Genomic DNA, 16163 nt, shown 5'->3' with positions numbered 1-16163 from the left:
GTAACAACCAATCCTTTAACCGTCAATTACACCCTCGGAGGGACAGCTACTCTTAATACCGATTACACTCGTACAGGGACTACCAATACTGTCACCTTTGCTGCTAATTCAGCGACTGCTACTGTAACCGTTGACCCCACTGCTGACACAACTATTGAACCCAACGAAACCGTCATTTTAACCCTCGCTGCAGGGACAGGTTATACAATTGGGACAACTACCGCAGTGACAGGGACAATTACCAATGATGATAATCCAGGAAGAATTCAAGGGTTAAAATGGAACGACATCAACGGTAATGGAGTCCGCGAAGACCTAATTCAAGGTAATCCTCCCGATATAGTTTTTGTAATTGATGTTTCTGGTAGTACAAGTTCGCTATTTCAAGGGTTAGCGGTAGGAGATGTTAATAATGATGGTACAGCCAATACCCGACTAGATGCCGAAATAGCGGGATTTATTGCCTTAAATAATCGCTTAGTTAGTAAAGGATTAGGTTCTACAGCTAAAGTCAGTATTGTCAGCTTTGAAAGTAGTGCCAATCAACGGGATATGAATCCAACTATTAGCGGGATTCAATTGACCACAAATCCAGCCACAGATAGCAATAACAATGGCATTAAAGATGTCGAAGAGATTCTACGTTCTCTAGTAGCTTCAGGTGTAACTAACTTTGAAATAGCCTTACAGAAAGCCACCAACACCCTAACGACTATAGGAACAACTACTGGTAATGGAAATGTGATTTTCATCTCCGATGGGGAAAACAACGCAGGGGGGAGTTATAGCGATGAAGTTCTCACCTTACAAAATGCAGGAGTCAAGCTATCAGCTTTTGGCGTAGGAACCGATGCGAACATCAGTAATCTCCAAGTAATTAATCCTAGTGCTAGTATCTTTACCAGTACTGACCAATTATTAGGTGTTTTTGATGGGTTAGGTAGTGGAACTCAAAGCTTCAAAGAACCAGGATTAGGCGGAGTAAGCATTTACCTAGACCTAAATAATAACGGGGTTTTAGATGCAGGAGAACCAACTCAAGTCACGGCCGTTGATAACCCTACTACCACCAATATTGATGAAGCAGGACAGTATAGCTTTACTAATGTCCAACCAGGAACTTACATTGTGCGGGAAGTTGTTCCCAGTGGTTTCAGTCAAACTTTCCCCAATAGTCCCAATTATCACACAGTCGTCGTTGGTTCAGGTCAAACTGTCAATAATATCAACTTTGGTAATACCACACCTTCACCTGTTACCCTAACCGTCAATCCTGTCAGTGTAGCTGAAGATGGGACAACTAATCTAGTTTATACTTTCACCCGTACTGGCAATTTGACTAATGCCTTGACCGTAAATTATAGCGTTGCTGGTACAGCTATCTTTAATACAGACTATAGCCAAACCGGTGCAGCAACTTTCACGTCAACAACTGGAACAATTACCTTGGCTGCTGGCCTCAGTACCGCTACTTTAACCATTGACCCGACAGCAGATACAACTATTGAACCCAACGAAACCGTCATTTTAACTCTTACTTCTGGGACAGGTTATACAGTTGGGACAACTACCGCAGTGACGGGAACAATTACCAATGACGACTTTTTCCAACTCTCCATCAACGACATCACCGTGGTCGAAGGTAAGGATAGTAATGCAACCCTCACCGTCACTGTCAATAACCCCAATTCACAACCAATTAGCGTCAACTATACCACTGCACCCGTTAACGCTACCGCCAATGTAGATTACACTAGCAAAACCGGAACTATCACCATTGCTGCTAATACTTCCACCGCTACTATTAGCATTCCCATCCTCAATGATAACCTTAATGAAGCCGATGAAGCCTTTACAGTAACCCTATCAAATCCCGTTAATGCTACCATCAATCCCGAAGGAGGAATAGGAGAAGTTATCATTACTGATACTTGGCAAAGCAGTCTCACTCGCACCTTACCCAACAATGTCGAAAACCTTAGACTAATTGGCACTAATAATATTAACGGTACAGGTAACGCCGGTAACAATAATATCACTGGAAATAGTGGCAATAATCAAATCAATGGAGGTGCGGGAATTGATACTTTAACCGGTGGTTTAGGTGCAGATACCTTCATCTTCCAATTTGGTCAATCTACCATATCCGCAAGCGATAGTATCACAGATTTTGCCATCAATAGTGATAGAATTGACTTATTAACTCAAGGTGGAACTGCCACGAGTGCGCCTAGTAGTTTCAGTCGCGCTGCTGATAGCACTGTCACCACTTTACAGAATTTAGTCAATCAAGTATTTACTGATGCCAATGGAGCCACTACAGGTAATCAAGAATTAGCGGTTAATAGTGCCGCCTTAGTGCAAGTAACAAGCGGTGCGATAGCCGGAACTTACCTCGTTATTAATGATAGCACGGCTGGCTTCCAATCCAGCAATGATTTATTAATAAATATCACTGGATTTACTGGTACTTTACCAGCTTTAGGGAGCATTCCGGTGGGTAATTTCTTTATCTAAGTTTCTAAGCTCTCCTTATGTAATTCGGTTAGCATAATGATTAAAAATGAACCCAACAACCGCCAATTATGATGAACCCTGGTCACCTAGAAAACGGGTTTCTTCAAGAAACTATTTAGAAATCCGTTGTCTTTGAGAAACCCGTTTTCTGTTCGTTAAGTGGCTATCAATTCGGTCAAAAAAACCAAATTAACAAGCCGCCGTAACTGGATTATATTGGGATAATTGACCGCAATAAAAAAACTCTGTGTCCTCTGTGTCTCTGTGGTTTTTATCAGATAAAACAACAGATATTGTAGGGTGCTTTAGGCAGCTCATGAACCCCGGAAAGAAGCATTAAGTCACCTAGAAAACGGGTTTCTCGGAGAAACCCATTTTCTGGACTTAAAAGCGACTACTGAGAAACTGCCACAACGGGAACGGTAGAATTTCAAATCATCCAGAACATTAGACCTCGACCTAATATGATCTTGGGACTAAAATTCTTTCTGGTTAAGAAACTTACCAAACAAAAAGGATTTTAATTAACCCATTATCGAACTATTTAATTAGTACAAAAGAGCAGAGCAAGCTGTGATCGGGTGATAATTTTTCGAGATGTCTATTAGCCTGAATTATTCACCAATTGCCGACCGTTTTTTAGCCAGAGGACTGAATGACCTTTCTAGCAAGACTTTTGAGTATTCTCCCAAATCTTCATCAATAATCGGGGCTAAGTAAATAAATTTTCACAACTCGATCGCTACAAATATCCGGCCAACAACTACAATAACCCTAGCATCTGTGTGAAAAAAGGCCTATCTATGCAACTTTCGCCCCAAGAAAAAGATAAATTACTCATTTTCACGGCGGCACTGCTCGCCGAAAGACGCAAAAATCGCGGTATCAAGTTAAATTATCCCGAAGCGATCGCCTATATTAGCGCTGCCATCCTCGAAGGTGCGAGGGAAGGTCGTAGCGTCGCTGAATTGATGAGTTACGGCACCACTTTATTAACTCGTGAGGAGGTAATGGAAGGCATCCCGGAAATGATTACGGAAGTGCAGATCGAAGCGACTTTTCCCGATGGTACTAAATTAGTTACCGTTCACAATCCCATTCATTAACAGGAGATTTTTAGCAGTTATGATTCCGGGAGAAATTATCACACCATCCGGAGCGATCGAGATTAATGTCGGTCGCGACACCCTGCGTATTTCTGTGGCTAATACAGGCGATCGACCGATTCAAGTGGGTTCCCACTATCATTTTTATGAAGTTAACGAGGCCCTAGAGTTCCAGCGCGAATTAACCAAAGGAACCCATCTGAATATTCCCGCGGGTACATCAGTTCGATTTGAACCGGGAGACACGAAAGAGGTGGAGTTAGTTGCCATCGCGGGAACTGAAGAAATTTATGGCTTTAATGGTTTAATTAATGGTTCCCTCAAAGGCAAGAAAAAGAAAAAGTAGGGCTTTGACGGAAAAATTATCACAGTTCGATCGCTCAATTGTGGTAACATCAAGGCAACGATAACTAATTCTTTCCAAGACTATGACGACGGTAAAAATTGGCATCATTGGCGGCAGTGGTTTGTATAAAATGGATGCCCTCAAGGATGTGCGGGAAGTATCCCTCGATACTCCTTTTGGTTCTCCTTCCGATGCTTTAATTCTCGGTACTTTAGAGGGAACAGAAGTGGCCTTTTTAGCTCGTCATGGCAGAAATCACCATTTTTTACCGACCGAATTACCCTTTCGCGCTAATATTCACGCTCTCAAACAATTAGGGGTTGAATATATTATTTCCGCTTCGGCCGTTGGTTCCCTAAAAGCCGAAGTTAAACCCCTAGATTTAGTCATTCCCGATCAATTTATTGACAGAACTAAAGAGAGAATAGCGACTTTTTTTGGGGAAGGAATTGTTGCCCACGTTGCCTTTGGTGATCCCATTTGTCCGCAATTAGCGCAAATTTTAGGGGATGCCGTCGCTAGTTTAAACCTACCGGAAGTTACCTTGCATCGGGGCGGTACATACATCTGCATGGAGGGGCCGGCTTTTTCTACTAAAGCGGAATCAAATCTCTATAGAAGTTGGGGGGCAACCGTGATCGGTATGACCAATTTAACCGAGGCAAAATTAGCCCGAGAAGCGGAAATTGCCTATGCTACCTTAGCCCTAGTTACCGATTATGATTGTTGGCATCCCGATCACGATCATGTCACGGTAGAAATGGTGATCGAAAATCTACACCATAACGCTATTAATGCCCAAAAAGTTATCCAAGAAACGGTGCGCCGTCTAGCAGCTGATCCTCCCGTTTCCGTCGCTCATTCTGCCCTTAAATACGCTATTCTTACCCGTCTAGATTCTGTTCCCGTCGCCACTAAAGAAAAATTAGCTCTCTTTTTGAAAAAATATCTTGAATAAGTGGAGAAATAGCCGAGAAAAGTCGCCCATGAATTTAGAAATGGGTCATTTTTCTCGCTGTGATCCAGACGATCAATTTGACCCAAATTCTAGGTTATCTCTCGCTTAACTAGCTAGGTATTCTCTGATGTTGCCCTTGCGTTTTCTTAATTTAGCGATCGCTTCTCGTTCGATCTGACGGACGCGTTCACGACTGATATTGAGTCGAACGCCAATTTTTGCTAGGGTGAGGGGCTGCCCATTATCTAAACCAAAACGCAGACAAATCACTTCTTTTTGTTGAGGGGTGAGGTCTGCCATCAGTTTTTCCAAATCCACCTGCAGGGAAGAGTAGGTAGTGTAATCTTCGGGAGAAAGTCCCGTATCTTCCAAGAGTTCCCCTAATTCCGTGTCTTGATTGTCCCCCACCTTTAAGTCAAGGGAAAGGGGTTGACGGGACCTTTCCAAGTAGTCTCGCACCTGTTTGGGAGTTAGGTCTAATTCCTCGGCTAATTCGGCAATGGTGGCAGCGCGACCTTTATCTTGAGCTAGTTGACGCTGGGCCTTTTTGATTTTATTCAGTTTTTCGGTGATGTGGATGGGCAGACGGATGGTGCGACTTTTTTCTGCGATCGCCCGGGTGATGGCTTGGCGAATCCACCAATAGGCATAGGTGGAAAAGCGATAGCCTTTGGTGGGATCGAATTTTTCCACACCTCTTTGCATCCCAATGGTTCCCTCTTGGATGAGATCTAATAGATCTAGATTGCGTTTTAGGTATTTTTTAGCGACGGAAACCACTAGACGCAGGTTCGCTTCTACCATCTTGCGTTTGGCGAAATCCCCTGCCCCCAATTCTCGACGGAGTTGTTCTTCACTAATTTCCGCCGCTTCTGACCATTGGCGATCGCTGGGTTCGCTGCCGAGTTTCGCCCTTAGGGATTCTTTGATTTTTTCCAGAAAAATTAATCTTTGTACCTGTTTCGCGTAGAGAATTTCTTCTTCATGGGTGAGAAGGGGAACTCGGCCAATTTCTCTGAGATAGGCGCGAACTGGATCGGTAAGGTTTTTCGAGGTTTTCATGAGTGCGCGTCGATTGAGGGTTGATATTCAGGGATTGATGGCGTTTTTCGGATCGCTTCCCCAAGGGGCAGTTAAGGAGATGCTATCAGGGTTTCTTCTCGTTTTGTAAAGATATTGGTAAGTGATTACTCAAGGATAGAGAGAAATCTAATTGACGATTTAATTGCCTCTATAGTCCAGTTTTTAGCTAGACATAGAGTTTTTGGGCATAAATGGCAAGTAGTGAGAACCTTGCTTATTTAACTAATATTACAACAATCATTAAATATTGTAAAGTTTATGAGATAAAAAAATCACCCCTCTCAGGAAAGCAGCAATGAAGAGGAGGTTTGAGTATCTCTACTCATAGATTACCCAAAGGTTTCCCATCAGGATGCAATCTAGATGACAAAATGAGCAATTTTCTCATTTAGCGGTCGCAGATCGAGCGGTGAGGGAATTATAAATTATGAATTATGAATTATGAAGTGGGGAGATGGGGAGCAGGGAGCAGGGGAGCAGGGGAGAAGGGAGAAAAAGCTGACGACCGACTCCTGAACACAGTCTCCCGTCTCCCGCCCATTGACCTTGCCTAGCGGTTCAGGGGGGATTGTGTAAAAATAAGAGAAGATCGGTTTTTTTTTACTAAACCTATGGCCACTTCTTCCATTGCCGTTAGAGAATTACCTCTCTTTCCCCTACCCGAAGTTGTTTTATTCCCGGGTCGTCCTCTGCCCCTGCACATCTTCGAGTTTCGCTATCGGATTATGATGAATACGATATTGGAAGAAGATCGCCGTTTTGGGGTCTTAATGGTAGATCCGGCCACGGGAGAAATTGCTAAAGTGGGCAGTTGTGCGGAAGTTGTCCGTTGTCAACGTCTCCCAGATGATCGCCTAAAAATTCTCACCATCGGTCAACAGCGCTTCCGTGTCCTAGAATACGTCCGGGAAAAACCCTATCGCGTCGGTTTAGTGGAGTGGATTGAAGATGTCCCCACCACCCAAGATCTGCGACCTCTGGCCACAGAAGTGGATCGACTGCTGCGGGATGTGGTTCATCTCTCAGCCAAATTAACCGCTCAAAAAATTGAACTCCCCGACGATTTGCCCAGTCTTCCCCTGGAATTATCCTACTGGGTGGCGGGTAATCTCTACGGTGTGGCCGGGGAACAACAAGCTTTATTAGAAATGCTCGATACAGTCAGTCGTCTCCAACGAGAATCGGAAATTCTCACCTCGACCCGCAATCATCTGGCCGCTCGCACGGCTCTTAAAGATGCTTTAAATTAATGATCTGTAGGTTTTTCAGCTGCGGGAGAAGGAAATGGGGAAGTTATTTCAGTGAACAGTGAACAGTAATCAGTAATCAGTGAACTGATAACTCACATCTGAAAACTGATGACTTACCCACTGATAACTGATAACTGATAACTGTTAATCTGGGGATTACCTAATGTTTACCTTGATACAGTAAAGTGGGGTTAAAATTGTTAGCCCCTCACCCAGGAGAACTTTGATCATGTTGCTGACCTATAATCCCAGCGTCTCACCCTTCCGAGAAGACTATAGCGAGAGTCGTCGGCTCCATTTTTATGATCGCGGGGAAAATATTCCTCTGGTGGTTGATGGAGTCTGGCAAGTTTATCGGGGTATGGCGCAACTAAGTCAAGTATCTGAGAGTGGAGAGGAAATTTTACTAGGCTGGGTTCATTCATCCCACTTTTTCGGCTTAAATTTGACCCATCTAGAATCCTATCACGCCAGAGCCTTGTCGGAACTGTACCTAAAATGGTACACGATCGCCGAAGTAGAAAATTCGGCGGAATTAACTAGGATGATGTTAAATCAAATGATCCGTCGTCAACAACAAACGGAATCGCTTCTTGCGATCGCAGGACTGAAACGAGTGGAGGAACGTCTCCAGCAGTTACTACAGTTATTAAAGCGGGAAATGGGAGAACCAATCGCCCAAGGCAGTCGTTTAAAGATACGTTTAACCCATCAAAATCTCGCCAATGCTATCGCTACCACGAGAGTAACGGTGACGCGTTTGTTAGGCGAGTTTCAGCGTCAGGGATGGGTGAGTATCGATGGCGATCGCCATTTAATTATTCACGATTAAGTCAGACAATTTTAGTCAGATACCGCCATAATAGACTCCTTGCGGAGGTCCAATAATTGCCAAGCTAATTTAGCAGCCCCCACCATCCCGGCGCGATTACCTAACTCGGCCGTTAATACCTCTAATCCTTCTCTGGAACTAGGTAAAACCCGTCTTTCGATTTCTGCGAGCAGAGAGGGAAAGAAAAACTTAGCACTGGCGCTAATGCCGCCGCCGATAATTACCGCCTCTGGGGTGAGAACATAGAGTAAACTGGCGATACCAGCCCCCAGTAAACAACCGTAACCCTGCCAGAATTCTAAAGCCTCTCGATCGCCTTTTTCGGCCAATTCCGCCAATTGCTTCGGTTCTTTGCCAGTCATCCGGCGAATAGCTTGCAGGGAGGCGTATTGTTCTAAGGAACCCTGATTACCGCTATTGCACAATGGACCGTCAAAATTGAGGGTTATTAAGCCTAATTCTGCGGCTGTTCCCTTGCTGCCGACAAATAAGTGACCATCGAGGATAATTGCCCCTCCTACTCCCGTCCCCAAGGTCAACAGGATCAAGTTTTGAAACCGTTTGCCCGCTCCTAACCAAGCTTCCCCTAAACCGGCACAATTGGCATCATTGGCTAAAATTGTCGGCATTCCCGTACTTTCTTCTAACCAATCGGCGAGGGGAATATCCCGCCATCCTGCCAAATTAATCGCTATTTTGGCAATTCTTCCCTGAGCATCCGCTGGCCCCGGCGTTCCCACACCGATGGCTTGACAACTTTTATCTAAATTTACTTGACAAATGCCTTGATGTATGGTAAGGGCGACTTCTTTGGGTGTAGCGGGTTGGGGAGTGGTCAAGGTGAGAGATTCGATACAATTGCCCTCTTGGTCAAATTTACCAATTTTAATAGCCGTTCCACCTAAATCGACACCTATTACTGTTTTCACCATCGGGCTTTCCTTGTTACTCTGGGAATAGCTAGGTTTATTATCACTCTTTTTGGCGGTTTTTTTCGCGGTTAGATGTGATTGCCGATTCTCCTGGCTCTCTTGGGTTTGCTGGGTAAAATGTATTCTAAGATACATTCATGCTGGCGAGCGAGTGGAACGAACCACAAAGACAGAAAGGACACAAAGATTGATCGCTCTTATATAAGTTAAACTTATCACACAAAGAATAAGAGAGCCTTCTCCCTTCCTGATCGAGAGGATAATTCGGCTAAACCGGCAAGACTAGCTGATTGATTAGCCCAAATTTCTCCTATAGTTTGGATACCTGCAGCTTAACTCCTTATTTTTCCCCATTTCAAAAATGATCAAAGTTACCATCCCAACTCTCTACGATAGCGATTATCAGCTTTGGTTAGAAAATACTATCAACCAATTGCGTCAAGGGGATTTTCAAGCGGTAGATTGGCCGAATTTATTAGAGGAGTTGGCAGATTTGGGAAAAAGTGAACGACGAGCATTAGAAAGTTTATTAACTCGACTTTTAGAACATTTACTGAAGTTAACTTACTGGCAATCCCAACGAGATTATAATCAAGCTGGATGGAAAGGGGAAATTAGAACCTTTCGGAAACAAATCAAGAAAATACTGAGAGATAGTCCCAGTCTCAAACCCTATTTATCCGAGATACTTGAGGAATGTTACACTGATGCTCGGGAGATAATTATTGATATAACTGGATTAGATGCCAGTATTTTCCCCGGGGAAGTGTTAGCTAGTCTAGAGGAGATTCTCGATCAAAATTGGCTGCCGGATTTTGGGGAGACATAAACAGCGATAAATCTTCCCAAGCAAACTAAAGATTAGCTTCACCTACCCGGTTTACAGACATTATAGTCCTCGTGAGAGATCACTGCCTCCGGGACGAGCAGATTGCCGTGGTCGCGACAGATGAGGCGATAATTGCGGGTAACGGGGATACTGATAATAAAGCGATCGTGTCGCAATCGTTTACCGTGGAAATCTCGATAATTGCGGTGATTTTGTAATCCTTGCAGGATTTCCCTAGCTTTAAGTACCACATTTTTCGGTAATTCCCGCAGATCGATCGGATCTTGGGAAAAAGTGGCTTCCCAAGCATTTTTTTGACGTTTTCTTTCTTCCCAAGCGGCATCTAGTTGAGCGCAATGATGGCAGACTTGGCCATAACCCTTGTGACCACAGGGAAACTTTTTCTTTCTTCTGGACATAATAACCATCTGTCTGTGAGCCTGTGAGAGAGTATTCAAAAGCGGTAAAGCTTGCTTCACTTTTGGCAGATGGAGAAGAAAGTCTTTACCTAGTGATTATCTATACTTACCAGCATACAGGGATCGATACCTCGTTTGGCCATTGACCAGCAAGAAAGTTGATCTTGGTTAGTTAGGGCCTGCTGTCACCAACAGGATTAAGGGTGCTTAGAATAATTCCCATTCTTGGGTTCTTAAACGTTTGAGAATGGCCAAACGGCTACTAAAATAATTGGCGCAGAGACGACTATAATCGGTTAAACGCAGGTTATTTAAACTAATTGACCAAGACCAAATATAGGCCGCTTGGGTGAGATACTGAAGACAAGATAATTCACCATCGGTTAAAGGCACTGTTTGATCGTAACCTTGGATGAAACCATGGCGAACCTGGCGATTTAAGCCGGATTGTAGGGAAACTTGCAGAAATTTAGCGATATCAAAAACTCGCCAACCATAACCGCACTGATCGAAATCAAATAGGGTCATCTGATTATCAGGGGTGATATGTACATTACCACTATGAGGATCGCCCCAACAAATGCTCCAATAGGGAGATTCTGTCGGTAATTTAGCGGTTTCTTCCTCTATTTCCCCAATGGTTTCTAAGACACAGTCTAGGTCGGTCGGTCGTTGGTGCAGAAAAGGTGCGATGATTTGCAGGGAATCGTCGAGAAGATATTTGAGGTTGAGGGGATGACGATAGGCTAGGGGTTGAAAGTCTGCCGTCACCCGATGTAAATTAGCCACGATCGCCCCTAAATGATAGGCTTGTTCTATATCTATGTCCCCAATAGCAATTCCTCCAGGAGCATAGGGAAAGAGGACGGCGTAACGTTTCCCTTCTGGGGCATTAATTTCTAGGGATAAATCACCGTTTTTGGTGCGAATTGGGGCGGCGACGGGAACCTGAGAGCGATCGAGATAATCTAATAATTCTAACTCGAAGTCGATTTCCATTTTGCTGCGCCAATGGCAGTGAGATACGCGCAAAATGTAGGGAGTTGTCAGGGTTTCGAGGAGATAGACATCACTTAAACCCCGATGCCAAAATTGACAATTTTTCGGTACATCAATCTCGTAACGAGAAAAAACTAAATCTGCTAGGGCAGCAGGAGCAAGAGTGGAGTAGAGTGTGGGAAAAGTCCATTCCCGGGTCTGAAAATTAGTAGCGGGAGAACTAGAAGGCAGTAAATTGAGCGAAGCCAGAAAAGTCGTCACGGTTCCCTCCCGATGCAAGTATGGACAACGCTCGCATCATCCTATTTTATAGGCCACATATATTACAAATCAGTTCGATCGCTCCGTATATTTCGCTACATTCCTCTGTAAGTTATCAGATTTGAGTTTTCAGTACCTACAGCAGTTATCTGAATGGTGAGATGGGAAGTTTTCGTTTTGGGGAGTCGGTCGTTAATACCAAATTAGGTTACACTTCATCTTTATGAGAAAAGCTGTACTAAAGTTGTTGATTCTTCGTTACTGAAATGACGTAGTTTATCTCGAAAATAGCCAAATTCATAGGTAATTGGTCGGGAATTGTAATCTTCTTGGTAATAAATCTGAAATTCAATGCTTCCTTCCTGACCCTGGGAACGAAGACGCTCAAAGCCGCCCCGACCTCGCGCATCACCAGCTTCTTCTACTCCTCCTTTAAGACAATCAGATAAAAAACCGAACGCATCAAAAAGTGTACTTTTTCCCACACCATTTTTGCCGATAACGGCCGTCATCGGTGTCAGAGAATCTCGATTTTGAGTGTTCCATAACTTGCCCAGGGTTATATCCTTGAGCGCTCGATAATTTTTAATCCTCAATCCCTCAATCCCTCAATTCCGGCCATTATTTAGTCCCGTTTCTCATTACTAAAGTAATTTGAGCAATTTCTTGATAGACTGATTCTAGAGCAGTTATTAATTACTGACCCGATTCGATCGCTCCTTCGGCCTCATGGACAATTGCCCTCAATCGATCTAAGGTTTTCTGGTCTACCTGAGTCCATAATCCCCGTTGTTGAGCTTCTAATAATCTTTCGGCCATATCTCGCAATGCCCAGGGGTTTTTCTCCTGAATAAATTGTTGTACCTTGTGGTCAAATAAATAAGCTTCGGCTACTCCCTGATAGATAAAATCCTCCACCAGATGAGTAGTGGCAGAGTAGGCAAAAATATAATCTACGGTCGCAGCCATCTCGAAAGCGCCTTTATAGCCGTGTCGCATCACTCCCGCTATCCATTTGGGGTTAACCACTCGCGAACGATATACCCGGCGAATTTCTTCCTCTAGGCTTCTGATGCGGGGATTTTCCGGACGGGAATGATCACCAAAATAGGTGACGGGATTTTTGCCGGTTAATGCCCGGACACTGGCAGTTAAGCCGCCTTGAAATTGATAGTAGTCATCGGAGTCGAAAATGTCGTGTTCTCGATTGTCCTGATTGTGCAGCACTATCTCTAATTCTTGTAGTCTATTTCTCAATACTTCCGGTAAAGAATGGGCAGTTCCTTGGCTATCATAGGCATAACAACTCCAGTTAATATAAGCATTAGCTAAGTCTTGATCATTTTGCCAGTTTTGTGACTCGATTAACCCCTGTAAACCGGCCCCGTAAGCACCCGGTTTGCAGCCAAAGATTCTGGCAGTAGCTCTCAGTTTCGCCTCTTTTTCTCCTAAGCCCTGACTTAGCCAAAACTCCCTCTCTGTCTTCACTTTCGCCGCTAAAGGATTAATTTTTTCCTCTTCCTCTTGACAAGCTACCGCATTTATGCCAGAATTAAGAAGATGTAGTATGCTGGGGAAACTGTCCCTAAAAAAGCCCGATACCCGAACGGTCACATCAATGCGAGGACGGCCTAAGCTAGACGGGGTAAGGATTTCAAACCCGACCACCCGACGGAAAAACCCATCCCAAAGGGGACGAATTCCCAGTAAAGCCATGGCTTCGGCCACATCTTCGCCACTATTTCTCATCGTCGAAGTTCCCCAGATAGAAATCGCCAAAGTGCGGGGATATTCGCCATTTTCTTGGGTATAACGTTCAATTAGTGCCTCTGCGGCCTTTCTTCCCACTTCCCACGCGGTTTCTGTGGGGATTGCGCGGGTATCGACGGAATAGAAATTTCTGCCGGTGGGGAGAACATCAGGACGGCCGCGGGTAGGAGCGCCGGAAGCACCACTGGGGACGTATTGGCCAGCGAGACCTTTTAAGAGATAGGTAAGTTCATCGGGGGTTTGTTTTAAAGCAGGAATTAACTGATTTTCTAGCCAAACCAATTCTTTTGCCGTATTTTCGCCTACAGGTTCAATTTTCCGGCTAATTAAATCCTGAGCGAGACCTTCCAGATAAGTAGTAGTATCGTTATATTCCGTCAGGGGGTCGCAGTCGAGATGGAGGTCAAGGGCGATCGAACGGGTTAAACCGGGGCGGTCGGGACTAGGAGAACGAGCAATCGATTGGATTAAATCAATTAACTGCTGACCCTGGGGACATTGACCGAAGATATGTAAACCGTCGCGGATTTGTGCTTCCTTGAGTTCACAGAGATAACCATCCACGACGGTGAGAAATTGACCAAAGGAAGCGCTGGTCGCAACGCGCTCGCTACGCGAGATCGTGCCTAGCTCTCGATCGAGATTAGTTTTCGCCACCAGATCACTAATCCGCTCGCGAATCAGAGCTAAACGAGAAGGATCAAGAGATTCTGCCTGATAATATTCATCGATGAGGGACTCTAACTTTTCCCAATCCCCATACAATTCCGCTCGCGTCATCGGGGGAGTGAGATGGTCGATGATAACAGCTTGGGAACGTCTTTTAGCGCTGGAACCTTCTCCGGGGTCATTGACAATAAACGGATAAAAATTCGGCAGCGACGAGAAAGCAATTTCGGGATAACAATGGGGAGAAAGAGCGAGACTTTTCCCCGGTAGCCATTCTAAATTGCCGTGTTTACCGAGATTAATCACAGCAGTGACTTGGAATTCCCGTCGTAACCAATGGTAAAAAGCGAGATAGCTGTGGGTAGGTTCCAGGTCGGGGGAATGATAATTAAGAGTCGGGTCAAGGTCATAACCGCGAGAAGGTTGAATACCGATAAAGACATTACCTAACTGGATGCCGGGGATAGGGAAATCCTTGTCTGGATATCCCCAACGGTCAAGCAGAGCGCTTTGATTATCGGGGGGAAGGGAGGAGAAATAATCTAGATATGCTTCTAGGGAGAGAGATTGATAGATAGGTTTTAATTCCCTTGTCTCCAGGTCATTAGTGATACCGGAAATCAGCAATCGCATTAATTCATCGCTATGGTCGGGGAGGTCGGTGAGGGTATAACCTTGGGTTTGTAGTGCGCGAAGAATTTCCAAACCACTAGCGGGGGTATCTAAACCAACTCCGTTAGCGATACGACCATCCTTATTGGGATAGTTGGGGAAAATGAGAGCAATTTTTTTCTGGGAGTTGGGAAGGGAGGAGAGTTGACAATAGTTTGCGGTTAAATCAGCGACAAAATCAACCCGGTGGGGGAGGGGTTGATAGATAACTATTTCCGTTTCTAGTTTGGGATGTCGGGTGAGGACAGATTTAAAGGAAATAGCGCGGGTGATAATTTTGCCATCCATTTCCGGTAAAGCGATATTCATGGCCACATCCCGGGGGGAAAGACCTTGATAACCCTGTTGATAAGCTTCTAAACTGCTGCTGCTGAGGATAACTTGGAAGATGGGTTTATTGAGGGACTGCCAGAAGTGATGATTTTGTTTGTCTTCTGGTCGTTGGATAGAGAAGCTAGTGGTGTCGAGAATTAGGTCTGGGGGATGCTGGGAAAAGAGGGTTAATAGTTCCTCTTGCACTTCAATTTCCCGCAGAGAGGAGAGAAAGATAGGGACAGTTTCAATATTTCTTTGGGTGAAAGCGCTGATTAAAGCATCGATAGCTTTGGTATTACCTGCGAGATAATGGGAACGATAGAAAAGTATCCAAGTCCGTGCTTGGGGTTGGGATAGGGTTATCTGGGAATAGATTCCCCACCTAGGGACAACCCTAGGAGGAGAGGGAGAATAGTCGAGATGGAGACAGGTATGCGCGATAAATTTAGCAGCATTAATCCAGTTATCTATCCCTGCTTCCGTGAAATAGCACCATAACTGGTTAACAGTAGTCAGGGAAGCAGTGGAATGACTCATCAACTCTAAATCCGGTTTATCCTCTCCCGGGAGGACAAATAAAGTCGCACCGGTTTCCTCGACAATTTCCTTAACTACTTCCAACCCGTAGGACCAACTCCCCCGTCCCCCCAATAAGCGAAGAATAATCACTCTTGCTTGGGATAGTACCTTGTCCCCATAGTTATCGATACTGTATTGCTGCTGTAACTGCGATAAATTGAGGGCGCGAATTGCGGGAAAATTATCGGGTAGATGGTCGATAGCTGCCGCTAGAGTTTGAATATCGGTATCAGCCATGGTGAGGAGAACAATCGGGGCCGGATTTTGGTCAATAATAATCACCCCTTCGGTATCCGCTGTCCAACCACCCGCTTGGGGAGCAATACGGTGCATAAGTTTTGAGAGTCAGGTTAAATAATGATTAGGTTTTGAGAATCAGGGTCTCGATCGAGGGATCATTCTTAGGTAGATAGAGATGATTATATCTGTCTGCGGCAATTTAAAGAACAGGGAATAGGGATTAGGGGATAGGGGATAGGGATTAAGAAAAATCTTCACTAAAACCCACTTCCCAGTCCCCTTACTGATGACTGGGAAGTGGGAAGTGGGAAGTGGGAAGTGGGGGAATTTCAACTAAAACCCTATCACCCTATCACCCTATCACCTCCTGCCTCCTGCCTTCTGAT

Annotated in this window: 13 protein-coding genes; 7 read left to right on the top strand and 6 right to left on the bottom strand. The window is 44.6% G+C overall.

The window, feature by feature from the left end; translation table 11 throughout:
• The 4 genes from IM473_RS10815 to IM473_RS10800 form a co-directional block, all read left to right on the top strand.
• On the top strand, positions 1–2517 hold a 2517-nt coding region (locus IM473_RS10815; protein WP_287690442.1), incomplete at its 5' end, for a bluetail domain-containing putative surface protein.
• A gap of 803 nt (positions 2518–3320) precedes the next feature.
• Positions 3321–3623 carry an urease subunit gamma gene (gene ureA / locus IM473_RS10810; protein ID WP_002738360.1) on the top strand — a complete coding sequence of 101 codons (303 nt, stop codon included), beginning with the start codon at positions 3321–3323 and terminating at the stop codon, positions 3621–3623.
• 19 nt (positions 3624–3642) lie between these two features.
• Positions 3643–3969 (top strand): urease subunit beta, encoded by a 327-nt coding sequence (ureB, locus tag IM473_RS10805; RefSeq protein WP_045356217.1) that lies wholly within the window; start codon positions 3643–3645, stop codon positions 3967–3969.
• An 82-nt stretch (positions 3970–4051) separates the two neighbouring features.
• Positions 4052–4927: an S-methyl-5'-thioadenosine phosphorylase gene (locus IM473_RS10800; protein WP_287657787.1), complete on the top strand. Its 876-nt coding sequence runs from the start codon at positions 4052–4054 to the stop codon at positions 4925–4927.
• Between the two features lie 105 nt (positions 4928–5032).
• On the opposite strand, the gene IM473_RS10795 is transcribed toward IM473_RS10800, so the two are convergent.
• The gene (locus IM473_RS10795) at positions 5033–5989 is read right to left on the bottom strand and encodes an RNA polymerase sigma factor, RpoD/SigA family (protein WP_287657786.1); all 957 of its coding nucleotides are present in this window, start codon (positions 5987–5989) and stop codon (positions 5033–5035) included.
• A gap of 632 nt (positions 5990–6621) precedes the next feature.
• Between IM473_RS10795 and IM473_RS10790 the strand changes: the two genes are divergently transcribed.
• Positions 6622–7260 carry an LON peptidase substrate-binding domain-containing protein gene (locus tag IM473_RS10790; protein ID WP_104396341.1) on the top strand — a complete coding sequence of 213 codons (639 nt, stop codon included), beginning with the start codon at positions 6622–6624 and terminating at the stop codon, positions 7258–7260.
• 229 nt (positions 7261–7489) lie between these two features.
• Entirely contained in the window at positions 7490–8092 is a 603-nt protein-coding gene (locus IM473_RS10785) for a Crp/Fnr family transcriptional regulator (protein ID WP_287657785.1), read from the top strand.
• 11 nt (positions 8093–8103) lie between these two features.
• Here IM473_RS10785 and IM473_RS10780 read toward each other — a convergent pair whose 3' ends face one another.
• Entirely contained in the window at positions 8104–9024 is a 921-nt protein-coding gene (locus IM473_RS10780) for an ROK family protein (RefSeq protein WP_287657783.1), read from the bottom strand.
• Positions 9025–9385: 361 nt separating this feature from the next.
• Between IM473_RS10780 and IM473_RS10775 the strand changes: the two genes are divergently transcribed.
• On the top strand, positions 9386–9853 hold the full coding sequence (locus IM473_RS10775) for a DUF29 domain-containing protein (RefSeq protein ID WP_287657782.1): 468 nt from the start codon (positions 9386–9388) through the stop codon (positions 9851–9853).
• Positions 9854–9891: 38 nt separating this feature from the next.
• Here IM473_RS10775 and IM473_RS10770 read toward each other — a convergent pair whose 3' ends face one another.
• The 4 genes from IM473_RS10770 to cobN form a co-directional block, all read right to left on the bottom strand.
• Positions 9892–10272: a DUF7682 family zinc-binding protein gene (locus IM473_RS10770; RefSeq protein ID WP_002747647.1), complete on the bottom strand. Its 381-nt coding sequence runs from the start codon at positions 10270–10272 to the stop codon at positions 9892–9894.
• 207 nt (positions 10273–10479) lie between these two features.
• Positions 10480–11532, bottom strand: a complete 1053-nt coding sequence (locus tag IM473_RS10765) for a phosphotransferase enzyme family protein (protein ID WP_287657781.1) — start codon at positions 11530–11532, stop codon at positions 10480–10482.
• A gap of 221 nt (positions 11533–11753) precedes the next feature.
• The gene (locus IM473_RS10760; protein WP_353738137.1) at positions 11754–12137 is read right to left on the bottom strand and encodes an AAA family ATPase; all 384 of its coding nucleotides are present in this window, start codon (positions 12135–12137) and stop codon (positions 11754–11756) included.
• Positions 12138–12228: 91 nt separating this feature from the next.
• The gene (gene cobN / locus IM473_RS10755; protein ID WP_287657778.1) at positions 12229–15870 is read right to left on the bottom strand and encodes a cobaltochelatase subunit CobN; all 3642 of its coding nucleotides are present in this window, start codon (positions 15868–15870) and stop codon (positions 12229–12231) included.
• Positions 15871–16163: the final 293 nt, after the last annotated feature.

The organism is Microcystis sp. M015S2 (assembly GCF_020245945.1).
Lineage (GTDB): Bacteria > Cyanobacteriota > Cyanobacteriia > Cyanobacteriales > Microcystaceae > Microcystis.
The sequence above is the reverse complement of the archived record's forward strand: the minus strand, read 5'-3'. Positions and strand labels throughout refer to the sequence as shown.